The sequence below is a fragment of the Kaistella sp. CFF1-2 genome (assembly GCF_059509915.1).
Window position 1 is genome coordinate 1 of the sequence record NZ_JCAKLF010000003.1, and the last position, 22,903, is coordinate 22,903.

Here is a 22,903-nt window from a genome sequence, read left to right on the forward strand (position 1 = left end):
TATGCACAAAAGTCACGAAAACCAAAGCATGAAAGATTGCTACAACACTACAACAAGTACTAATCAAGAATAAGACAACAAATACACATCCAATAACCAAACGAAGAACCTTCAAGGTTCAACGTTTAACGTTTGGAGTCTGAATATAGTTTAAGGTTAAAACGTTGAATTCTAAGCTTATGTACGCATTAATTCAAGCAATATATTGTTAACATAGATTATCTATTCTTTAGATATATCCACTGTTGTTTTGTAACCTTTACTTCATTTTCTTCATATTCTGCGATAAACCAATAGGTATTTGTCGGCAATGAAGCTCCATTTTTCGTCTTACCATTCCAAAATAATTCCGTGTTTATCTTTGGATAGATATAGATTGGTTTTCCAAAACGATCCAAAATGTAAATTTTTAAATTTTGTTTTTTGGCTAGTATTTGAAAATCTAGAACGTCATTTACACCATCACCATTGGGAGAAAAGAAATTAGGTAGCGTAACACTATGATCTAGTATTGGTTTTATTAATTCAATTTTAGAAATCTTTGAGCAGCCATTTGCTATATTGCTTACTGCATAAATGAATTGTTGGTTAGATTGAAACTTATCTGGATTTTGTATTTTATTAGTTCTATTCTCAGCATTTTCTTGAGTTTGGTAAAACTTTATATATTCATTAGCTGAGTTTTCAATGGAGAAATTCAAATCATAATAATAGTCTCCATTTTCATTAATTGCTTCGATTGATTTTTTAAAGCTTGCTTTAGAATTTGATAATAATTCAAAATTTAGTTTTTGTATCTCATAAAAGCCTGTAGTAGACGTTATTTTTATCACTACTCTATCTACTCCATAATAATCATTGTATGATCCTAACAGTAAATCTTGGCCTATTGCATTCGCTTTTGCGTATTGAGGATTAGTTACAATTTCCCAATTTTTTACTGTCAGATTTTCGTTAGGTGCCGAAAATTTGAGTTGATACTTTAAAGTACTGCATGTTGTTCCCAAATTAAGCTCTGTTACGCTATAAGGGCAGTTAATAATCCTCACTTCCGGTGTTGTATAAAAATATCCACTATAACCTATTTTGCATGTGTAATTACCGCTTAAAATGGGCTGAAATGTAAATTCAGTCGCATTCATGATGTCGACACCATTTAGTTGCCATTGAAAAGTTTCAAAATCGGTATTCGTTAAGGATAAGGTGATGCCCTCTTCGATACAATTTCCATTGATTTTTATTTTGGGATCGTTACTAAAACCCTTATAAAATCCTGCAAACGAACCATTTTTCGAGGATGTCAAATCTTCGGTTCCTCCAATTACTCCAAGTATGATTGAACCATCTGATTGGAGGCTTACATCTTTATTGGTATTGCGTATTTGATATAATTGCCAATTCGTGGTTCCGATTGGTTCTGGACCGTCATTTGAAGGTGTTGTTGAATTGTTTACAAATAATTGATTACCATTCGTTAAAACATGAAGTCGAGTATCCAAAGAATAAGAGTTAATCGAACCCACATCATTAATGAAGTCTATTCCATTCGGTAAATTTGTATCCAGCGGAAGTACAAGTGCCATTGCTGGAGTATTGAAAGCATATATTTCTAGCCGACCACTTCCGTTATTCCCACCAATAAATTGGTTAAAATATACGGGTTTATCAGCTTCGATTAACATTCCATTATTTTCAAAATAGGAATCGGTGAGAAGTTTAAATTCACCTTTTTGTAAGAGAATGCTTTTTTTCCCGTTAACCGTAATCTTCGTATTATTTTCTGTTGCTACTACTAATCCCGCTTCAACTTGTTTATCTAAATCTGTAAACCCTTTTTTTATATAGTAGCTTTTTCCAATATTTTTTACTGGAAGCGTTTGATCTAACATGATTTTACCGTAACCTTCCAAGAAATGATTTCCATTAAAACCACCGTTAGACACAACTATGGGATAATTACTCGTAATTTCGGAGCCAATAAAGGTGTCAAAATATTCGTATTCATATTGTGGTATATCTGCAGGTTTATCATTTTTTCGAGCGACAAAAGCATAAGATTCGCCTTTGTTTAGATTAATTTCAATCCCATTAGGATATTGCTTACCGTCACTAAATATAATTCTTGAATCGTAGCCTGAAATTTTAATTTTTGTATGATCTTTTGTTGCAACAAAGGATGTTTGATGATTAATTAGATTATTTTTTGTATTCGATTGATACGGTGGGTTTGAAGAAAAAAAATGAGTTCCCAATGCAGTTTTTCCTTTTGAAGTTATCAGCTCTGTGTCCCGTCCACGGTTAAAATTAACCCGAAAGCTAGAATAAAAACTATTCTCACCAACAAGATGTAATCCTTTGGTATTGACTTGCATACCTGAATATTTACTTATCAAAATCTCACTTGGTGGAATTGCAACTCTTAATGGTTGCGATTTTGAGAGCATTTCATGGAAGATTTCTTGATGTTGTCCGTTAACTATTTTTACGGCAAAAGGAGTTTCATGAGGTGTGGAGAGATATACATCTAAAGTTGTTATTTCGGCAACCGACTCAACATAAATAGGAGCAAACCAATGTTCCAAATCCAGTTGGGCAGCCGCTTTATTTGGAAAAAGTAACATCAAAATGAGCACACACCAAAATCTCATTAACTTCATCTAATAAAAATACAAAAAAAACTACTCCCAAATGAGAGTAGTTTTCCGTTTTAAAAGTTTGCTATGAATGTTTCTTTATTTCATGTTTTTAACTGATCCACTGCTAGAAACATCGACATTCGTGTTTTTAGGATTTCCAAAATAACGAATCGTTGCACTTGAAGACGCTTTTGCACCTAATGTCTCGCTTACACTTACTTTGGCCGTAGATGCCGAACTTGATTTAATAGTTAGTTTAGCTAAACTCAAGTTCTCAGCGTTTAAACTTGTTGCACTCGAAGTTTCCATGTCTGCGTTGGTTACTTTTCCGATAAGTGTTACGGTTGATGCACTGCTACCATCGTAATTTAAGTATGGACTTTGAACATCAATTTTCGATGTAGAACCTGAAGTAGCTTTTATAGTTACTGATTTTTGTGCTGAAAGTTCAGCAAATAAGGAAGCTCCTGAGGTTACTTCTACATCAATTTTATCGGATGATACTCTATTTAAAGTTGAGAAATTAGAACCCGAAGTTGCTGTTATTGAATTTAATGTGGGTGCATCGACGGTTACTAATATCTTATTTAAATTCAAATTACGTTCGCCTAGATTATCAATGGAAATATTTAAAATTCCGTTTTCAATGTTTGTTTTAATGTGTTTTAGTTTTCCAGGATCTGTTTCTACAGTAATTCTTTGTGTTGGTGTTTGCGTGAAGTTTACTTTGATTCCACTCGCTACTCGAATCCCGCTAAATTTTCCAATTTTTCTTTCCTCCTTGTTTGATCTATTCCCTGGTTCGTATTTTGAACTTTTCGACGAAGAGTTTAGTTGAGCTTCGTTTGCTAGATTATTTACATCTTCCATAGAAAGATTTCCATCAAGCATCATCAAAATACTTCCTCCGGAACTTCCCGTAATATTCATAAGAAGATTGTCAATCATTCCGTCTTTTGCATCTGCTGCAAGAAACTTCATTTTTGCATTTTGATTATTAACAGTCATCAATTCTTGATAGTTCAATTTGTTTACTGCATTTAGGATGCTTGAACTTACTCCTTTTAAACTAGGATTTTTCCCTTCATCCTCGATGATGATAATTTTCAAACTATTTAATTTTGATAAAACAGGTTTAATTTGGCTTATCTCGGAATCTTCTATATCTAAAGCTTTTAAAAAGCCAAACATCGGCTTGGTAATGTTAATCGAAGTGACTCCTTCGGTTTTTTCATATTGCTGGAAGATGTTTTCCAGTTCTTTCTTTTGCGCTTTTAGTCCTAAAATAGGCACAAAAAGTAAGGCGAAAAGTATAATCGTGTTTTTCATTGTTGTTGGTTTCTTAAGTTAGTCTATTGAGTTTTCTTGGATGCGCGCCGTCGCGATGCTTTTTGACATTTTATCTGCTAAAAGCTGCACAGAGTATTTCGTAATGTCAATCGCTTCTTGCTCGTCTTTTATTTTTTGGCCATTTACGGTTACGTAACTTTCTTGATATTGATTTTGTTGCATTTTGTTTGATGTTTTTACAGGTTCATTTTCTGAATAACGCTCACGTGTAATTTTTTTAATTCTTCCCTTTTTAGGTAGGATTTGGTCCATCAATTTCTTTTCATCTATAGAATTAGTTGAAGCAGGATTTTCTGCCTGAACGCTGTCTTTAGAAGCAGTTACGCTATCTGGAGACTTTGTATTCGCAGCAACACTTGTTTCTGCAAGGAAATCATTTTTTTGTTTTTGAACTTCTTGCGCTAATTGAGCATCATCTACTTCTAATCTTGTATTTTGATTGAAAGCGATATACAATCCAACTAAAAGAATAACACTTGCAGCAGCCAGCCAAACGTAATTAGATTTTTTCTTTTGTCCTATTCTTGGTGCTGAAATGGGGATAATCTTTTCATCTTCACTTTCTTGAGCATTCGCTTTTTCTAGGAAGCTATCAAAATCCCAATCCATTTTTTCTTGCTTTTCTTCTTTGAAAAACTCGAAAATAGAATCTGTACTTTCATTTTTCAGAAGTTGTTCTTCTTCAGTCGAAGTTTCTCCTTGAAAGTATTTTTCTTTTAATTTTTTATAATGATCTGCTTTCATAAGCCATCAGTTGCTTTATTTGTTCTTTAACTTTTTGTCTCGCTCGCATGAGGTTGGCTCGCACCGCATTTTCTTCCATCTCCATTACTTCAGCGATTTCCGAGACTTCATATTCTTCAACATCTTTTAAGTGAATTACCATTTTCTGTTTTTCAGGCAAGTGGCTAATAAACTTTAAAATGTGGTCTTTCAAATTGTTGACATCATTCTTATAATAATCAACATTAGATATTTGTACGGATGCAAAATTCATTTTTACTTCATGATGTTTGAGTCGGTTCAAGCATTCGTTTTTTACGCAACGTAAGGCAAATGCTCGCACATTTTCATACTGAGCCAGCTCTTCACGTTTTTGCCAGAACTTCATCATAAGATCTTGTACAACGTCTTCTGCTTCATCTACACTAGACACAAACCGTTTCGCAAAACGATACATTTCATCTTTCAATGAAAATATGTTTTTTTTGAATGTTTCTTGGTCCATGTGCTCGTTTGTAAGTAAGACAACCTTGTCTTCGGTTTTATTACATTAAAAGTAAAAAAACTTCAGCTTTTTTTGCTGAAGTTTTGTAAATTATTGATATTCAAATAAATATTAATATACATTGTAGATGTATTCTAGTATTTTTTTGTCTGCTGATGTTAACTCAATTTTCCGTCTTTCCATTGCTTTTTCGGCAACTTCATACGCTTTTTCGAGTTTAAACTTTTCATCGTCCTTCATTCCGCCCCAAGAGAAATTCGAAATTAAATTTGGAGGAAATCCAGATTTGAAAATATTTGCGGCAACGCCAACAACGGTTCCGGTATTCAATTGGGTGTTGATTGCGGTTTTTGAATGATCGCCCATAATTAAACCCGCAAATTGCAATCCTGAATCTAAGAAACGTTTTTTCTTATAGTTCCAAAGTTTTACAGATGCATAGTTGTTTTTTAGATTGGAAGAATTAGTATCCGCGCCCAGATTACACCATTCGCCAATCACGGAATTTCCTACAAAACCGTCATGTCCTTTATTGGAATATCCGAAAATGATGATGTTATTTACTTCACCACCAACTTTACAATGCGGACCAATGGTCGTTGCACCATAAATTTTTGCTCCCAAATTGAATTTAGAATCTTCACAAAGTGCAATCGGGCCACGAAGATGGCAACCTTCCATGACTTCGGCATTTTTTCCGATATAAATTTTTCCTGTTTTCGTATTTAATGTTGAAAATTCAATCTGTGCACCTTCTTCAATAAATAAGTCGTCCGCGTTCCCCAAAAAACCATTGGTTTCTGATAAAGGTTGAGATGTTCTCCCTTTAGTTAATAAATCAAAATCAAAATCAATTGCTTTTTGATTGTGCGAAAACAAATCTGTCGGTTGTTTGAAAAAGTGTAAATCTTCTTCAATATCCGTCATTTTTTCGATTTGATTCAAGCTAAAATTTTTCATGTTGATTCTCGCTGCGATCAATTCATTTTCATAAACCAAAGCTTCACCAAATTTCAAATCTTGAATTTGTTTCAAAATAGATTCGGATGGGAGAAAGTGAGGTACTAAAAACAAACTTTCCTCTTCTTGTGGTCTTGGGAACTTATCTTCTAAAAATGCTTCCGTGATGTACGCGAAGTTTTCAATATCTAATAATTTCTTCCAACGTTCTGTAAACGTTAGAATTCCGCAACGCATTTCAGCGATTGGACGAGTAAAAGTTAGTGGGAGAAAATCTTCCCAAAATTGGGCATCGGAAAATACTATTTGCATATGATTTTTCTATATTGTCAGAACAAAAATACAATAAAAAAAGTCTTTCAGAATCCTGAAAGACTTTAATTATAATGTAAAATACAAAAATTACTTAGCGAATTTTTTGTATTTATTCATGAACTTGTCAACTCTACCCGCTGTATCTACAAGTTTTACTTTTCCTGTGTAGAATGGGTGAGATGTAGAAGAGATTTCCATTTTGATTAATGGATATTCTTGTCCTTCATACTCAATTGTATCTTTTGTGTCAGCAGTTGATTTGCAAATGAAAACTTCATCGTTACTCATGTCTTTGAAAGCAACTAATCTATAATTTTCAGGGTGAATTCCTTTTTTCATGATATGCTAAAAATTACTTTATTACGTATTTATTTTAAATTGGATAAAAGTAGTAATGGATTTTTTATCCGTTATTTTAGGTGGCAAAAATAGTACTTTTTTTTGAACTTGCAAAACTTATTAAGAATAATATTTTGATGATAAAAGAGTTCAGTAAAAATAAGTACCTTTGAACTACGAATATTCATAGATTGATGAAACTCAGATTTTTATTTATTGCAGCCTTCTGGGCGCTTCTTTTAACAACGGCTTGTAAGAAGGATGAGATTTCATTCGATCAACCATCCAAAGAATTACGATTTTCTAGAGACACGGTTTTTTGCGATACGATTTACAATCAAGTTCGGTCAGAAACCTACGCTTTTAAAGTTTATAACACCGAAAATAATGACGTCATCATTCCAAAAATTTCTTTGAAAGGAGGGACTTCGTCCCCATACCGTATTAATGTGGATGGAAAAGCTGGAACAGATTTTCAAAATATTCCGCTTCGTAAAAAAGACAGTTTATACGTTTTTATCGAAATCGCACCGGTGTCTAATGCTAAAGAAGCGATCGCGGAAGATCAAGTGGTTTTTGAGGGTGGAAGTCTCAATCAACATGTGACGTTATTGTCTGTTGTTCAAGATGCTGAGTTTTTTATTGAAAGCAAGACCAATCCGAATATTCTTTCTCAAAATACGGTTTGGACAAACTCCAAAGCTAAAATCATTTACGGGGATTTGACTGTAGCCGAAGGAAAAGAACTTCAGATACAAAAAGGAACCAAAGTTTATTTCACTAAAAATAGTGGAATGAAAATTTCTAAAAACGCTAAATTGACTATCGAAGGAGCATTGAATGATGAAGTGGTGTTACGTGGTGATCGGAATGACCTTAAATACGATACCATTCCTTTAAATTGGAATGGTATCCGTTTTGAAGAAGGCTCGAAATTATCCATGAACTACGCTCGTGTTTTTGGAGGAACAACAGGTTTTACCTTAAATAAAGCCGAAGCAACAATTCAAAACTCGTTTATTCATACGTTTCAAAATTATGGTATCGAAGCCGTTCAATCTGTTGTTAAAGCGGAAAACTTGGTGATGAACAATTGTGGTAGCGCAAACGTTGGTTTGTTTGCAGGAAGTACAGCCGATTTTACGCATGTGACATTAGCTAATTATTGGCGTTTGAATTCCTCTTTACCGGGACTTTCTTTAGTGGCTTCCAATGAATGGAAAAATACTTCTGGAACAACGTTGAATGGTGATATTAAATTAAATCTTAAGAACTCAATTGTTTATGGAGTTAACTCAAATTCGATTCTTTTTAGTCCAAAATCAGGGCAGAATTTCACTTATACGATCACCAATTCTTTGCTGAAATATACAGATCAAGCAGGATTTGTTTTCGATGGAAATCCGAATGTTATTAATTCCTTGAAAAATGAAGATCCGAAATTCCTTTTTCCGTATATTTCAAAGATGAATATGCGTTTGGGAGAAGATTCTCCGGCTAAGAATAAAGGAAATGTAACAATTGCGAATATTGTTCCGAAAGATTTAGTTGGTGTTTCGAGAACGTCAAATCCTAGTTTAGGCGCTTATCAATAACATATAGTTTTAAAATTCGAAGAGGAAATGGAGATTACAAAGCTTCAACACGAAGTTGATGAATGGATAAAAACGATTGGCGTTCGCTATTTCAATGAGCTAACCAATATGGCGATGCTTACCGAAGAAGTAGGTGAAGTTGCCCGAATTATCGCAAGAAGATACGGCGAACAAAGTGAAAAGGAATCTGATAAAACAAAAGATTTAGGTGAGGAATTAGCCGATGTTTTGTTTGTGACTTTATGTTTGGCGAATCAGACAGGCGTTGATCTTCAAGCAGCTTTTGATGCGAAAATGAAAAAGAAAACCGAACGCGATTCCGACAGACATCAGAACAACGAAAAACTTCATAAAAAATAAAAAACGCAATACTTTTTTAAATGTATTTAAAAAAAGCACTACTCAAAGACCATCAAACCATACAAATTACCGGTTCGAAAAGTATTTCGAATCGTTTGTTGATTTTAAAGGAATTGTTTGGCAACATCTTGATTGGTAACCTTTCGAACTCTCAAGATTCTCAATTAATGCAAAAAGCATTAGCATCCGACGAAACCACGATTGACATTCACCACGCGGGAACCGCGATGCGTTTTTTGACGTCTTTTTTTGCGATTCAAGAAGGGCGAGAAGTTATTCTTACGGGTTCTGATCGTATGAAACAGCGACCAATTCAGTATTTGGTTGACGCATTACGAAAGTTAGGTGCCGATATTGAGTATTTGGAGAACGAAGGTTTTCCACCGTTGAAAATTGCAGGAAAGAAGCTTTCTAAAAGTCTAGTAAAGATTCCAGCCAATATTTCATCGCAATTTATCACGTCCTTATTATTGATTGGTGGGAAACTAGAAAATGGATTGGATCTTCAATTAGAAGGAAAAATCACCTCGCGACCATATTTGGAAATGACATTAAAAATTCTTTCCGAAGTTAGCATTAAAAGTGAATTTGAAGGAAATCGCATTCGTGTATTTCCATTCAAAAAAGAGCATACCATGTCTTCGCTGATTCATTATGAAGTAGAAAGCGATTGGAGTTCGGCGAGTTATTTTTACTCATTGGCTGCAATTGGAAGACAGCCGATTACGTTGAAAAGTTTCAAAACGTATTCATTACAAGGTGATTCGCGTTTGAAAGAAATTTATTGGGATTTCTTTGGTGTGAATTCGGTTACGGATGAAGCAGATTTCTCTTTGAGTTTATTTCCTGAAAATTATTTTCAAATGCCCGAAAAGGTTTCTTTGAATATGAATGACTGTCCCGATATTGCGCAAACGCTTTGTGTAACGGCAGTTGCTTTCAAAGTTCCGTTTGAAATTAATGGTTTAGAAACATTGAAAGTAAAGGAAACCGACCGATTGGTTGCGTTGCAAAATGAGCTTCGGAAACTCGGTTGTGAGACGGAAATAACGGATGCTAGTATTCGCTCTATTTCGTTTAGTAAACCTCAATTTCCGGTGAGTATTGCGACATATAACGATCATAGAATGGCGATGAGTTTTGCACCGATGTGCTTGCAAATTCCATTAACGATTGAGAATGACGATGTTGTAGAAAAATCGTATCCTGATTTTTGGAACAATCTAGAATGTATTATAGAAACGATAGCGGATGGAGAATAAAGTACTTGTGATAACCGGAACTTCCACAGGAATTGGTTTCGTTATGGCGGAATATTTTGGAAAAAAAGGAAATCAAGTTTTTGGTTTGAGCCGAAAAAATGTGGATTCACCATACTTTAAAACGATTCCGACAGATATTACAGATAAAGATCAAATTCAAAAGGCGATTGATGAAATTCTTTCGCAAACAAATCGAATTGATGTTTTGATAAACAACGCCGGAATGGGCATGGTTGGTGCAGTAGAAGATTCTACGAAAGAAGATATTACTAAGCTTTTTAACCTCAATTTGATTGGAGCGGTGCAAACCATGAGCGCGATTATGCCGTCGATGCGAAATCAAAAAAGAGGTCAAATTATCAATGTTTCCAGTATTGGATCGGAAATGGGTTTGCCGTTTCGTGGCTTCTATTCGGCTTCAAAATCGGCTTTAGATAAAGTGGTAGAAGCAATGCGTTACGAGGTTTATCCTTGGAATGTGGATGTTTGTTCCTTGCATTTAGGCGACATCAAAACCAATATTGCGGACCATCGTGTGAAAACTTCGGTTTCGGAGCCATATCAGAAAATATTTTCCAAAGTGCATAACTTGATGAATTCGCATGTGAATGATGGAACAGAACCTTTGGATGTTGCGGTTTATGTTGATAAATTGCTTCAAAAGAAATCTTGGAAAGCCCATTACTATTTTGGGAAAATGGGGCAGAAAATTGGTGTCCCTTTAAAGTGGATTCTTCCGCAAAAGGTGTACGAAAACTTAATGAAAAAATACAATCATCTAGATTAATAGCATGAAAGCACGTTTCTTTTTTATCGCTTTTACTTTTTCAGTTTTTGCATTTGCTCAAACGACAAATGCTAGTTTAAACAAGACGCTAAAGGAATATCGACAGAATTTGTTGGCCGGAAATTATGAGTCTTTGGTAGATTATATGTATCCAAAGGTTTTTGCTATGGTGGGTGGAAAACCCAACGTGGTCAAAATGCTGAAAATAGCAAGTCAGAAGACAAAAGAGGAAGGCGTTTCCATCAAAAGTATTTCGCATAAACACGGTGGGAAAATGGCTAAAAAAGATGACGAGATTCAAATTCCGATAATAGAAACTACGGTTTTGGAAGCTTCGAAAGACAAAAAACGTTTTTCAACGCAATTGATGTTAATTGCGATTTCCGAAGATCAAGGAAAATCGTGGACGTTGATTAACACGATGAATCAAAAGAAGGAACAAATACTAATGTTTTTCCCGAATTTGAGTTCCGATTTAGAAATTAAACAATTCGAAGCGCCTAAAATGAGCCCTTCAAAATAATATTCCGGACGCGATTCAGTTATTGGAATATGACCATCTCAAAGCAAAATAACCAATTCTTCGTTTCTTTTTACAAGGAAACCCGGTTTTGGATTTTTGTTTTTCTAATGGGAAGTTTTTGGTTACAAGCTCAAAAGAAAACCTTTCAACTAATTGATGTCGAGACGAAGATTTCGAAGCCAAAGAAAGATTCGCTTTCGGCGGCTCAGTTTTTAGATTCCCTTTCACAGTCGAATTATTTCTACACGAAAGTGGTTGATGTCAAGGAAACGCCGAATGAAATTCAAATTTTCTATGACAAAGGCGATAATTTTAACGTAGCAGATGTTCAATTGGAAGGAAGTCTAGCTGATGAATTGAAGAAATCAAAAACATTTTCTACGTCGAATTTAGATTCCATTCGCAAAACGATCAACCAGCATTTTGTAGCAAAAGGCTACGCATTTAATCGTGTAAAAACGGAATATCAAGGCTTAAAAAACAACCGTCCGCAAGTCAAACTTTCGGTTGATTTAGGACAAAAGCGTAAAATTGATGGTTTGGTTTTGAAAGGCTATGAAAAAGTTCCGAAGCGATTCAAAAAGAATTTAGAAAAGGATTTTGTAGGAAAAGATTATGAAGTTGGGCAGCTTGCAAAACTTCAACAAAGTCTTCAAAATCATCCCTTTGTTTTGTTGGAGCAACCACCGCAAACGTTGTTTACGAAAGATTCTACACAAGTTTTTTTACAATTCCAGAAAAAAAAGTCCAATACGTTTGATGGAATTATTGGTTTTGGAAACAACGAAAGCGATAAATTTTCCTTTAATGGAACGCTGAATATTGCTTTCCGAAATATGTTCAATGGTTTCGAAGATGTGAGTTTATATTGGCAACGAAATCCCAACAAAGGTCAAACTTTTGATTTGAAAACGAGTATTCCGTATTTGTTTAAATCCAATGTGGGTTTGGATGTTCAGATGAATATTTACCGCCAAGATTCCACGTTTGCTAATGTGAAAATGCATCCTGGACTGTTTTATCAAATGACGCAAAAACAAAGGATCGGTGTTCGCGGGAATTTTGAAGTGTCTTCTGTTTTGGATTCATTGTATACCGCAGCGAAAGAATTTAATCGAAGTGGAGCGGGTATTTGGTACGAGTTTCAAAAGCCAACGGATGTGGAACTTTTTGTTTTTGATTCTAGAATTCGAGCCGAATTGGATTTTCTTTCGACTCGTTATGATGCCGACCAATCCAAAGGCTCAGTGGTTCGCTATTATATTTTAGGGGAGAAGAATTTTCATTTAAAAGGTAGGCATTATCTCAACATCAAAGCGGAATCTGCCTTATTGAATTCTAAAAATGATTTAGCCGAAAATGAATTATTCCGAATTGGAGGCTGGAACTCGCTTCGAGGATTTAATGAAAACGCCATTCTCGCCAATTTTTATGCCTATGGTGGTGCTGAATATCGTTATTTGGTGAATCAACAAGCGTTTTTTGATGTGTTTGCCCAGTTTGGTCAAATTCAAAACAAAACCTTAGGAGCCGATCCTAAATTCTACAGTTTCGGTTTTGGATTCAATTTCTTCCTACCGATTGGACTCATGAGTTTCCAAATTTCAAACGGAAGTCAGGTCGGAAATCCTTTTAATTTCCGCGATACCAAAATCCACTGGGGAATCATTAGTCGTTTTTAGATTTAAGATTTTCTTTGTTTTTGCTGTAATAATTAGATTCATTTCGAGTATTGATATCGTCTATTGCATTAATTTTAATTTACATTCCTAGAAAAATTTTTCATTTTCATTAAAATAGACTAATTTTGCACAGAAAGTAAAGATGTCTATACATAACAAAATTGTAGAAGAAGCGATCACTTTCGACGACGTTCTTTTGATTCCTTCTTACTCGGAAGTTCTACCTTCACAGGTTTCTTTAAAATCAAGATTAACAGATAAAATTACCCTTAACGTTCCTATTGTTTCTGCGGCTATGGACACCGTAACCGAGGCGGATCTGGCTATTGCATTGGCTCGTGTTGGAGGTCTTGGTTTTATCCATAAAAACATGACTATTGCAGAGCAAGCAGCTCAAGTAAATAAAGTAAAACGTTCAGAAAACGGAATGATTTCGGATCCGGTAACACTTTCGAAAGACCATACTTTAGGTGAAGCGAAAGAATTAATGCAACGTTATAAAATCTCAGGTTTGCCAGTTGTTGATGTTGAAAATACATTAATCGGAATCATCACCAATCGTGATGTAAAATATCAAGAAAACCTTGCCATGAAAGTGGAGGAGTTGATGACGAAAGAAAACATCATCACTTCGGATAAAAATACAGACTTGGAGCAAGCGAAGAAAATTTTGCTTCAAAATCGTGTTGAAAAACTTCCTATCGTAGATGCAAACAATAAATTGGTTGGTTTAATTACAATTAAGGATATCGATAATCAAATGGAATATCCAAATGCAAACAAAGACCAAAACGGTAGGTTAATCGTTGGTGCTGGCGTTGGCGTTGGAGTGGATACGATGGAGCGCATTGAAGCATTAGTTGCTGCTGGAGTGGATATTGTAGCTATTGACTCAGCTCACGGACATTCGAAAGGAGTAATTGATAAAATTTCTGAAATTAAAGCAGCATTCCCGAATTTAGATATTGTTGGTGGAAATGTCGTAACGGCAGAAGCTGCGGAAGCATTAATTGATGCAGGAGCAAACGTAATTAAAGTAGGAGTTGGACCAGGTTCTATTTGTACAACGCGAGTTGTTGCGGGTGTTGGTGTTCCTCAACTTTCTGCAATTTACAATGTGTACGAATATGCAAAAACGAGAAATGTAAGTGTTATCGCTGATGGTGGTATTAAACTTTCGGGAGACATCGTTAAAGCTATTGCTTCCGGAGCGAACGCTGTTATGTTAGGATCTTTATTTGCAGGAACGGAAGAAGCGCCAGGTGAGGAAATTATTTTCCAAGGAAGAACTTTCAAATCCTATCAAGGTATGGGGAGTCTTTCAGCAATGAAGCGTGGTGGTAAAGAACGTTATTTCCAAAGTGAAGCGAAAAAATTTGTACCAGAAGGTATTGAAGGTCGTGTACCATACAAAGGAAAATTAGAAGATGTTGTTTTCCAATTGACAGGTGGTTTACGTGCTGGAATGGGATATTGCGGAACAAAAGATATTCCTTCACTTCAAAAAGATAGTAAAATGGTGAAAATTACGGGAAGTGGCTTGAAAGAATCACATCCACATGATGTCATCATTACCCAAGAAGCTCCAAATTATTCTTTGTAATAGGAGAGTTTAATAAATTAAAAGTCGCATTTTATGCGGCTTTTTTTATTTTGATACTTAAAGAAAGGATCAATCCAAGAAGCAACAAGCCTAAACCAATGTAATACGAAAATACACCCGCATTTTCTGGAAAGTGATCACTTAAATACGCGGTAACTTGTGGACCGATAATTCCGCCAAATCCCCAAGCAACCAAAACAATTCCGTAAAGTGAAGCCATAAGTTTTACTCCAAAACGTTCCTTAATTAGGGATGGAATCATTCCAAATCCGCCACCATAACAAAGTAATATCAAACAAACGACTGCAAAAAAGATCGTTGGATTTTGAGTGAAAATTAAAACGACAAAACAGAGGATTTCCAAAATCAGCATCCATCGAAAAGCCGTTATTTTTCCTATTTTATCGGAAAGACTTCCCCAAAAGAATCGTCCAATTCCATTAAATACTGCACTTACGGCAATTAGTGTTGCTCCTTTTTCACTTAATGTTAATGCATCGCTTATTCCATTTTTCATTAAAAGATTCTGTAGTAAAGGCGATTGAAAAGCAATAAAAATCATTCCTGCAACGATGTTAAAGAGAAAGATCAACCAAATAAATTGATAGTTTTTTGATTTTAAAATGGATGATATATTTTCATTTTTTTTCGTTGCCGCATTCACAACTTCAGGACTTGCTTTTAAAAAAGAAGCCGAAATTGGAAGTAAAATGAGTAGAATGCAACCGACGCCAAGAAAAGTATACGCGAGATTTCCATTAAATAAACTAAGTAAAAGTGGTGCTAAGACTTTAGACATAAGAAAAGCTCCCAAACCAAATCCCATAACCACCATTCCTGTTATGAACCCTGATTTTTTAGGAAACCATTCCGAGACAGCTGCAACGGGTGTTACGTATGCTATGCCTAAACCGATGCCACCAATAACTCCAAAACCTAGATAAAGTAAAGGAAGTAGGTGATAATGTAACGCAAAAAAGGAAATAAGGTAGCCCAAGGCATAGAGAAATCCACCGAGAACGGCTAATTTTTTCACTCCAATTTGGTGAATTCTACCTCCACACCAAGCTGCGGTAATTCCCAACATGAAAATCGAAATACTAAAAGCCCAAGCAGTTTCAGATTGAGTCCAACCAAAAGATTCTGTTATCGGTTTTTGGAAGAAACTCCACGCATAAACTGTTCCCAAAAGTAAATGGGTACAAGTAGCCATACTAGCTATAATCCAGCGATTGGTTTTCAACTTCGACATTACTCAAAGCTAGAGACATTCTGTTTGATGCTCAAAAATTTAAGGATGAGAAAATTCAGTTAATGAAAAAAGACCTCAATTGAGGTCTTTTTAAATTCTATTTTGATTGATTTATTCATCTAAATCTTGCTTGAATCGGTCGATTCGATGGTCGGTGAGATAGTTTCCTTTCTCAATTTTTTCTTTGGAATAGAGTCTGAAATCGTTTTCTGTTTTCTCAAGTAAGAAGTCGTATGGTCCGACACTTGAAATCAGTTTCACTAAAACGGGAGATATTTCGAGACAAATGAAAAGTCCCATGATAAATGCGGCTGCAAGAGCAATTATTTCAGAATTTTTACCAAGTTCGTCTAAGGCCTGAAGTCGAGCCGCAAATCCGTTAAATCGATCTTCAATTGTTTCAGTTTTCGTTCGCTCCGTTTGGAGATTGGTATAGACTTTTGAAATTTCTTTATCCAAATACTCCAATCGCGGCGTCATTTGTTTTTGATAATTTTCTAAATCGAGTTTACGTTGTTCCTTAAGTTCAGCTTTACGTTTGGCGTTAGATCCGTAACCTTCTTTACCACTTGTTAAACCTGTTTTTGTTCCTAGAATTTCTCTTTCCAATTCTACGGCTGCAGAGTCATACGAAGCTTGGTAAACAGCGATTTTTTCCGAGATTTGTTTCTTTTCTGTTTCAAATGGCGTTGATTGTTGAAGGATTCTTCCGTTCATTTCCCCTTCCAATTGTTTTTTATTTCGTTGAATGATGGTATTTAATTGCTTGTTAACCTCTTTTTCAAAGATTTTCAATTCTAAAGGTTTTGAAATGATAATTCCTAAAAACGTAGCCAAAATCAAACGTGGAATTACCATTAAAATCTGATTCCAAACTGTTCCTGTTTTTTTCATCGATGAAACGATGTAACGGTCAAGGTTGAAAATCATTAATCCCCAAACGATTCCGAATCCTACCGCAACCCAAATATTATCAAAGACCGTAAATAAAGCATATCCCGCAGAAAGCGTTGCAAAAACAGCGGTAAATAAGACAATACCACCAATTCCTGCAAATTTATTCCATTCACTTGGGGTTTTTTTTAGCAAATGAATATTGGCTCCCGAGCACAGCATCATAAACTTCTGAAAACCATTTATTTCATGATTTACGGGAGTGGGTTGAATTTTATTTGTTTTCATTATTTCTAAAATTAGTTCCTAATTAGTCTGCAATAATTATGACAATGTTACGGATAGTAGTAGGTTTTGCCTAGTAAATCAGTTATAAAATAATTTTACAAATAAAATTACTGAAAATCAACTAGATAAAAATTAAATTATTTTTTCGTATTTTTATTTTACAAACACCTAAAATCAAAATTCCGATGAAAGATGTAGTTTCCATTCTTTCCGTTTCGCTACTTACGCTTTTAGTCTCGTGTAAGAAAACGCCTTCCAATGAGATTGCTAATGAGTTAAAAGAGACGGCAGATTCTATCAATAAGGTTACGCCACAAGAAATTAGTGAAGGTGTGCGTCTGGATTTTGCGAGTGTCGATGACGAAAAAACTATGCATTATCACTACACGTTAACACTTGATGATCCAAAAAATATGGATGAAGCGTATTACGAAAACTCCAAACCTTTGCTAAAAAAGGAAATGATCGAGTTAATTAAAACGTCTCCCGACTTGGAGGATTTAAGAAAACAAAAAGTGACTTTCAAATATTCCTATCAAGATATAAACAAAAAACCTGTTCTGGAATTGGTGATTACACCAAAAGATTATCAATAGATTCATTATTTAATTCGATCTGGGTTTTGCTTTAGAAATGCATCCCAGCCGGAATACGATTTTTCATTGGTGATCCCACCCGAATTAAAATGATGACACACAGCTACTGCCAATCCATCGGATGCATCTAAATATTTGGTGGGGAATTCTTTCAGTTTCAAAAGGTTTTGAAGCATTCCTGCAACTTGTTCTTTACTGGCGTTTCCGTTTCCAGTAATGGCCATTTTTACTTTCTTGGGTGAATATTCGGTAATAGGAATGTTTCGGTATAAACTTGCAGCCATGGCAACGCCTTGTGCACGCCCTAGTTTCAACATGGATTGTACGTTTTTTCCAAAAAATGGTGCTTCTAGTGCAACTTCGTCTGGATGGAACTCGTCAATTAGAGCCAACGTTCGTTCAAAAATACACTTTAGCTTGGTTTCGTGGTTGGGATATTTTCGTAAAATAAGTTCGTGAATGGAAAGCATTTCCATTTTTCCTTTCTTGATTTTGATTAATCCATAACCCATAACCGTCGTTCCAGGGTCGATTCCTAAAATAATTTTTTCTACTTCCACAAAGCAAAGGTAAGGGTATTTCTAAAATATTATACATTTTGTTTGATACATAAGAAAATTATATATAGATTTGTTATGTATAAGAAAATTAGGTATGATAAAGAAGAATAATAAATTATACAAGGGAACCTTACAAAATATTATATTGAAGCTTCTCGCTCAGAATGTGAAAATGTATGGCTATCAAATGACGCAACGTGCGAAAGAACTCACCAAAGGTGAGTTGGAAATGACAGAAGGTGCGCTCTATCCGCTATTGCATAAATTGGAAGCGGATGGGTTGATCGTTTCGGAACTTCAGAATATTAATGGTCGTGACCGAAAATACTACTTACTAACGGAAAAAGGAAAACGGCAACAACTGCTTCATGAAGAGGAAATGAAAACCTTTATTCTGAATCTTAATTCTATTTTTAATTAACTATTTACGATGATTTCAAAAGAAGAAGATAAAATAATTATCAACTATTTGGTGAACAAAAAGCTTTCGTACGATCTGATGTCGGAAGTTTACGATCACATGACCACGCAGATTCATGAGTTGAAAACTAATGAAAATATGAGTTTCGAAGAAGCTTGGCAAAAAGTACAATTTACTTGGATTGACGAGCTTAAAATGACCTATGATGTTCGATTTAGTTTGGATGATATTTCTGTATTAAGTAAAAGAATTATGAGTCAAAGAAATCGACAATTGTGGCCAAAAGCTGTTGGGATCGGGATAAGCTTAGCATTTCTTTTAATGCTTTTATTTTCCTTTTCTTCAAATTCGTGGGTAGTTCCCATTCAAATTACGTTTTGTGTTTCTATGTTAACGATGGTCGTTTTCTTTTTGGTGAGACTAAATCAACTCAAGAGACAAAATGCAAAACTTTCTAAGGATTCCAATTTCTTAACGCAGTTTGAAGGGATTATGGCGATTCCAGCAAGTTTGGGCGGCTTTGTTGGTATTTTTGCTTCATCAGATCGTTGGATTGATATCCATAATCTATTGCAAACTGTCACAAGTAGTTTTTCATCGTTGACAGGCTCTGATTACGGATTGCTAGCACTTAGTTTTGTCGCACTTTCACTTTACTGTACGTTACTTGCGATGTCGTATCTTGGCTTTATCGGACATCGAAAATATTACCAACAAGCGCTTTCGTTCAAAAAGAAAGTAGAAGAAGTTTTAATTTAATTCAAATTCAATGATGATAACACAAGTTCAAAAACAAGAAGTTCACGATTTTTTACATTCAAGAAAAATCCCCGTGGATGTTTTAATTGAAATGGAAGATCATTTTGTTAGTCAAATTATAGACGTTCAAAACGAAAAATATATCGGTTTTAATGAAGCCTTCATCTATGTGAAAGATCTTTGGAAGGACGAGTTGAAAATGAAATACAGTTATTGGCTGAATTTACATGCGCCGAGTTTTCTTATGAAAATTATAAATCGAGAATTTTTTAAAACATTCAGAAAAGCTGCAGCTTTTTCAATATTCATAATCGCATTAACAATAGTATTTGCAAAAACACTATCAAATGAAATATTTGCAGAGGTTTACTTAGGAATTAATGTTGTGTTTTTTGCTATTCCTTTTTTGGTTTTGATTTTCTTTTTGCTTAGGGATTATAAGTATTTTAATACGAATAGGAAATCTTTGCAATATTCAGTTTATCAGAGAAGTGGCATTGTTGTTTTCTTAGCATTCTTTTTTCAATTTGGTAAATTTGGAGAACCAGAAAAATACGCAAATGTATTTTCAAATTATTTTTCTGGTCAAACAACCGCAATTAATTTTTACGTTATGATTTTCGCTGGGACTTTTTTGATGACTTATTCCATTTTTGGATTTTTAAATTTACTTCAACATCAAAAAATTGTGAGTAAACTGAAAAATCAACTTAAAAAAGCGAATTAATTTAAAGTTGCTGTTGGTGAAGCACTTTCAATGGCATCAGCAGCGGTTTTCAAATCTTTATGAGGCTGAAAAATAGCATTCTTTCCAATGCCTTCATTTGCAAAATTAGATAAGATAATTAAGGACGTTTTTGTTTTCGGATAATAGACATTCAACGAAGGTGCTCCTTTAATATACCCAGAATGGAAATAGGATAGAGGCTCCGTTTTACTCATCATAATACCATATCCATAGCCCATTTTCCCTAAAACTTGATGGTTTCGCTCGGCACTTTGAGTTTGAAACTTTTTCAAAAATTCGGCATTGAGAATTTTTCCACCGTACAATTTTTGATTCCATTGATGCAAATCATTTATGGATGAAAGGATACCACCCGCAGGAATAGAAATAGATTCGTCCGCCAAACGTTTAGGCATTCCCGGAACTGCTTGCGCTGTTTTTAATGTTCCGATATGAGCACTTGCAAAATTTGAACCTGTAAATTGATCTGCTGTATACGTAGAATTTAAGCCAAGTTGTTTAAATAATTCTTGAGCGTTTTGCGAGTAACTTTTTCCTGTTGCTTTTTCCAAAACGTCACCCAAATAAAGAAATCCTTTATTTGAATAATTAAATTCGGCTCCCGGTTTTGAAACCAAATTATTCGCAGCATCGCTAATTCCAGAAGTATGATTCATCAAGTGTTCGATGGTAATTTTGGCTTTATCGCCTTGGCTGAAACTTGGAAGATACTTCGCAACCGGATCCTGAACGTTTAACAAGCCTTCTTCCGCTTTTTTTAGAATTAAAACCGCCGTAAACTGCTTGCTAATCGATGCAATCGGAAAAATCGAAGCATCTGAAATTTGAGTTTGAGATTTGAAATTTTCAAATCCTTGATTTTTGCGATAGATTAGAACACTATCTTCAAAAACACCTACTGACGCATTGAAATCATACTTTTTAAAAGCACTATCGACGGCATTTTTATACAAATTGGTTTTGAACTGAAAAACGGCTTCTTGGGCAGTAAGTTCTTTGGCTTTTTCATCCGTTTTTTCTTGCTTGCAAGCTACAAATACGAAAGGTAGAGCTAGGAAAAAGCTCCAAAAGTGTCGTTTCATCAAGTTCATTTTGCGTAAAGGTACAAAAGCCTTTCAAAAAAAGGAAATCGCTATCTTTTTATATGCGAATGTTGGTAGTTTCGAATGACGAAATTAATTCCCGTTTCCAAGACTTCACCCATCGATTCACACTTTTTGAATTGCGAGTTGTATGTTAATTTCTGCAAGCCGCGTTTTAGTTCTTCGACTTTTTCGGGAGTAGAAATGGTATCCAATTTCAAAATATTTATTAGATCATGAAAACGACGGTTACTACTTAAAACACGTTTTGCAATAACAGAACGCACTTCCTTTCGGTATTGCTCGATGGAATTGGGTTTCAATTTGTCATAAACCAAATCAACCATCGCCGCATTTTCTTTAAAATATTGTGGGAGATATATTTTAAGATTCCCTTCAAAACACTGCTGATCAAAATCAATGGCTCGAATTCGATACACAACTTGATCAAAATCGTGCGTTGGAATCACCACGTAATTGTACGAGCGCATATCGCCCAAAAGTCCAATCATACACCGTTCGTTGAATTTGACAAACTCTTTTGCAATCTGAGATTTTTCATGATGGCTACACCCCTCTAAATGTTTATCAATAAAAACATCGCCCGGAATTCCTAAAATATGTTCTTCAATCAATGTGTCTTTATGAACCAAGAAATTCATTCGGTTTTGTGTAAGAATTTCCTCCAATTCCAATCCATAAATACGAGAAGCATCCGCTTTCTTAATGTAGAAATTAGTGTAATTATCGTTCAGAATATTTCGTACGCGAATCCGAAATGGTTTTGAATTTCCAAAGGTGCAAAAATGAATGGAATCTACCGTTAAATAAGGCAAAACGTCCTTGTCGCCATCCGAATGTAAGTAGGTGTAAATCTTATTGAGATTTTCCTCAATTTCCTTATGTTCCGACTCGGAATAATAGACGCTAAGCCACAAAGTGTCTTTTCCTTCCTTGTCTTCCACCGCCGTGTAGCCCGAAAAACGTAGAAGATCATCGTAGAAAAATCGAATTTCGGTCAACCGATTATGCGTGTCCAAATACGCTTCCAACTCTGGAATTACGGGATAAATGGGTTTTCTAAATTCAATTTTTACGTCTTTCATCGTTTAAAGTTACTAAAAAACCTCATCACTTGGATGAGGTTGTGTTATTCTATAACTAGCAAACTTAGTTTTTCGTTCCAACATATTGAACACCGCTAAGCGCTTCTTTTGTATTAACTTTAACCCCGTTTTTTCCAACGGAAACATCGCCATAATCCGACTGTGAAATCCCAAAACAGTTGGATTTATTATTCAAAGCAATGGCAACTTCATTTTCTTCCTTGTCAAAAACAACGCAGCCCAATTTAACCGCATAGCCACCAACGGTCTGTGCAGGAACATTGTAAACAGCCTTTCCCTCGTTGCTTGCATTGGCAATCGCGTAAAAAGTAGACTTTCCAATAAGATTTGAGATCCAAATTTTATTTTTCTGCGTTTTGTCTGGTGTAATTTTGACATTCGTTTGCGCTGCATCTCGAATTTGATCTGGAGCTATTAATGCCGATTGTGTGTATGAACCAATGACACTTTGCGCGAATGCTAACCCAAATGCTCCGAATAACGAAGCTGCTAAAAACACTTTTTTCATCTTTCTATTATTTTTTTGTGATATTAAA

General features: G+C 35.1%; 23 protein-coding genes. 11 read left to right on the forward strand and 12 right to left on the reverse strand.

The features are described from left to right. Positions 1 to 218 precede the first annotated feature (218 nt). The 6 genes from AC5XHR_RS09265 to AC5XHR_RS09290 form a co-directional block, all read right to left on the reverse strand. On the reverse strand, positions 219 to 2,657 hold the full coding sequence (locus AC5XHR_RS09265; protein ID WP_495950507.1) for a T9SS type B sorting domain-containing protein: 2,439 nt from the start codon (positions 2,655 to 2,657) through the stop codon (positions 219 to 221). Between the two features lie 75 nt (positions 2,658 to 2,732). After that, positions 2,733 to 3,965 (reverse strand): DUF4252 domain-containing protein, encoded by a 1,233-nt coding sequence (locus AC5XHR_RS09270; RefSeq protein WP_495950508.1) that lies wholly within the window; start codon positions 3,963 to 3,965, stop codon positions 2,733 to 2,735. An 18-nt stretch (positions 3,966 to 3,983) separates the two neighbouring features. Further along, a complete protein-coding gene (locus AC5XHR_RS09275; RefSeq protein WP_495950509.1) occupies positions 3,984 to 4,730 on the reverse strand; it encodes a hypothetical protein in 747 nt (248 codons plus the stop codon). Then, the gene (locus tag AC5XHR_RS09280) at positions 4,711 to 5,214 is read right to left on the reverse strand and encodes a GFO_1088 family ECF-type sigma factor (protein ID WP_495950510.1); all 504 of its coding nucleotides are present in this window, start codon (positions 5,212 to 5,214) and stop codon (positions 4,711 to 4,713) included. The genes AC5XHR_RS09275 and AC5XHR_RS09280 overlap by 20 nt, the downstream gene beginning before the upstream one ends. Positions 5,215 to 5,325: 111 nt before the next feature. Further along, positions 5,326 to 6,486: a GlmU family protein gene (locus AC5XHR_RS09285; RefSeq protein WP_495950511.1), complete on the reverse strand. Its 1,161-nt coding sequence runs from the start codon at positions 6,484 to 6,486 to the stop codon at positions 5,326 to 5,328. Positions 6,487 to 6,576: 90 nt separating this feature from the next. Then, complete coding sequence (locus AC5XHR_RS09290; protein ID WP_495950512.1) at positions 6,577 to 6,828, reverse strand: type B 50S ribosomal protein L31; 252 nt, start codon at positions 6,826 to 6,828, stop codon at positions 6,577 to 6,579. A 194-nt stretch (positions 6,829 to 7,022) separates the two neighbouring features. Between AC5XHR_RS09290 and AC5XHR_RS09295 the strand changes: the two genes are divergently transcribed. The 7 genes from AC5XHR_RS09295 to guaB all read left to right on the forward strand — a co-directional run bounded on the left by AC5XHR_RS09295 (position 7,023) and on the right by guaB (position 14,640). Beyond that, positions 7,023 to 8,423 (forward strand): hypothetical protein, encoded by a 1,401-nt coding sequence (locus tag AC5XHR_RS09295; protein ID WP_495950513.1) that lies wholly within the window; start codon positions 7,023 to 7,025, stop codon positions 8,421 to 8,423. A 27-nt stretch (positions 8,424 to 8,450) separates the two neighbouring features. Further along, entirely contained in the window at positions 8,451 to 8,783 is a 333-nt protein-coding gene (locus AC5XHR_RS09300; protein WP_495950514.1) for a nucleotide pyrophosphohydrolase, read from the forward strand. 20 nt (positions 8,784 to 8,803) lie between these two features. Next, the gene (locus AC5XHR_RS09305) at positions 8,804 to 10,045 is read left to right on the forward strand and encodes a 3-phosphoshikimate 1-carboxyvinyltransferase (protein ID WP_495950515.1); all 1,242 of its coding nucleotides are present in this window, start codon (positions 8,804 to 8,806) and stop codon (positions 10,043 to 10,045) included. Beyond that, positions 10,035 to 10,832 carry an SDR family NAD(P)-dependent oxidoreductase gene (locus AC5XHR_RS09310; protein ID WP_495950516.1) on the forward strand — a complete coding sequence of 266 codons (798 nt, stop codon included), beginning with the start codon at positions 10,035 to 10,037 and terminating at the stop codon, positions 10,830 to 10,832. The genes AC5XHR_RS09305 and AC5XHR_RS09310 overlap by 11 nt, the downstream gene beginning before the upstream one ends. Before the next feature lie 4 nt (positions 10,833 to 10,836). Next, the gene (locus AC5XHR_RS09315) at positions 10,837 to 11,355 is read left to right on the forward strand and encodes a hypothetical protein (RefSeq protein ID WP_495950517.1); all 519 of its coding nucleotides are present in this window, start codon (positions 10,837 to 10,839) and stop codon (positions 11,353 to 11,355) included. A gap of 107 nt (positions 11,356 to 11,462) precedes the next feature. Further along, entirely contained in the window at positions 11,463 to 13,037 is a 1,575-nt protein-coding gene (locus AC5XHR_RS09320; RefSeq protein ID WP_495950518.1) for a BamA/TamA family outer membrane protein, read from the forward strand. 142 nt (positions 13,038 to 13,179) lie between these two features. Beyond that, entirely contained in the window at positions 13,180 to 14,640 is a 1,461-nt protein-coding gene (gene guaB, locus AC5XHR_RS09325) for an IMP dehydrogenase (protein WP_495950519.1), read from the forward strand. A gap of 31 nt (positions 14,641 to 14,671) precedes the next feature. Here the strand turns inward: guaB and AC5XHR_RS09330 are convergent, their stop codons facing one another. Further along, positions 14,672 to 15,892 carry an MFS transporter gene (locus AC5XHR_RS09330; RefSeq protein ID WP_495950520.1) on the reverse strand — a complete coding sequence of 407 codons (1,221 nt, stop codon included), beginning with the start codon at positions 15,890 to 15,892 and terminating at the stop codon, positions 14,672 to 14,674. 111 nt (positions 15,893 to 16,003) lie between these two features. Then, positions 16,004 to 17,074 carry a DUF4407 domain-containing protein gene (locus AC5XHR_RS09335; protein WP_495950521.1) on the reverse strand — a complete coding sequence of 357 codons (1,071 nt, stop codon included), beginning with the start codon at positions 17,072 to 17,074 and terminating at the stop codon, positions 16,004 to 16,006. Between the two features lie 185 nt (positions 17,075 to 17,259). On the opposite strand from AC5XHR_RS09335, the gene AC5XHR_RS09340 reads away from it, so the two are divergent. Next, a complete protein-coding gene (locus AC5XHR_RS09340; protein ID WP_495950522.1) occupies positions 17,260 to 17,670 on the forward strand; it encodes a DUF8479 domain-containing protein in 411 nt (136 codons plus the stop codon). A 5-nt stretch (positions 17,671 to 17,675) separates the two neighbouring features. On the opposite strand, the gene ruvC is transcribed toward AC5XHR_RS09340, so the two are convergent. Continuing rightward, the gene (gene ruvC, locus AC5XHR_RS09345) at positions 17,676 to 18,230 is read right to left on the reverse strand and encodes a crossover junction endodeoxyribonuclease RuvC (protein WP_495950523.1); all 555 of its coding nucleotides are present in this window, start codon (positions 18,228 to 18,230) and stop codon (positions 17,676 to 17,678) included. A gap of 94 nt (positions 18,231 to 18,324) precedes the next feature. Between ruvC and AC5XHR_RS09350 the strand changes: the two genes are divergently transcribed. The 3 genes from AC5XHR_RS09350 (at position 18,325) to AC5XHR_RS09360 (ending at position 20,137) form a co-directional block, all read left to right on the forward strand. Then, complete coding sequence (locus AC5XHR_RS09350; RefSeq protein WP_495950524.1) at positions 18,325 to 18,651, forward strand: PadR family transcriptional regulator; 327 nt, start codon at positions 18,325 to 18,327, stop codon at positions 18,649 to 18,651. A gap of 9 nt (positions 18,652 to 18,660) precedes the next feature. Then, positions 18,661 to 19,410: a hypothetical protein gene (locus tag AC5XHR_RS09355; RefSeq protein ID WP_495950525.1), complete on the forward strand. Its 750-nt coding sequence runs from the start codon at positions 18,661 to 18,663 to the stop codon at positions 19,408 to 19,410. Between the two features lie 244 nt (positions 19,411 to 19,654). Beyond that, on the forward strand, positions 19,655 to 20,137 hold the full coding sequence (locus AC5XHR_RS09360) for a hypothetical protein (RefSeq protein ID WP_495950526.1): 483 nt from the start codon (positions 19,655 to 19,657) through the stop codon (positions 20,135 to 20,137). Here AC5XHR_RS09360 and AC5XHR_RS09365 read toward each other — a convergent pair. The 3 genes from AC5XHR_RS09365 to AC5XHR_RS09375 form a co-directional block, all read right to left on the reverse strand. After that, positions 20,134 to 21,240 (reverse strand): serine hydrolase domain-containing protein, encoded by a 1,107-nt coding sequence (locus AC5XHR_RS09365; protein ID WP_495950527.1) that lies wholly within the window; start codon positions 21,238 to 21,240, stop codon positions 20,134 to 20,136. The two genes, AC5XHR_RS09360 and AC5XHR_RS09365, sit on opposite strands and share 4 nt — an antisense overlap. A 50-nt stretch (positions 21,241 to 21,290) precedes the next feature. Further along, on the reverse strand, positions 21,291 to 22,346 hold the full coding sequence (locus AC5XHR_RS09370; protein ID WP_495950528.1) for a hypothetical protein: 1,056 nt from the start codon (positions 22,344 to 22,346) through the stop codon (positions 21,291 to 21,293). Between the two features lie 64 nt (positions 22,347 to 22,410). After that, positions 22,411 to 22,875 (reverse strand): hypothetical protein, encoded by a 465-nt coding sequence (locus AC5XHR_RS09375; protein ID WP_495950529.1) that lies wholly within the window; start codon positions 22,873 to 22,875, stop codon positions 22,411 to 22,413. Between the last annotated feature and the right edge of the window lie 28 nt (positions 22,876 to 22,903).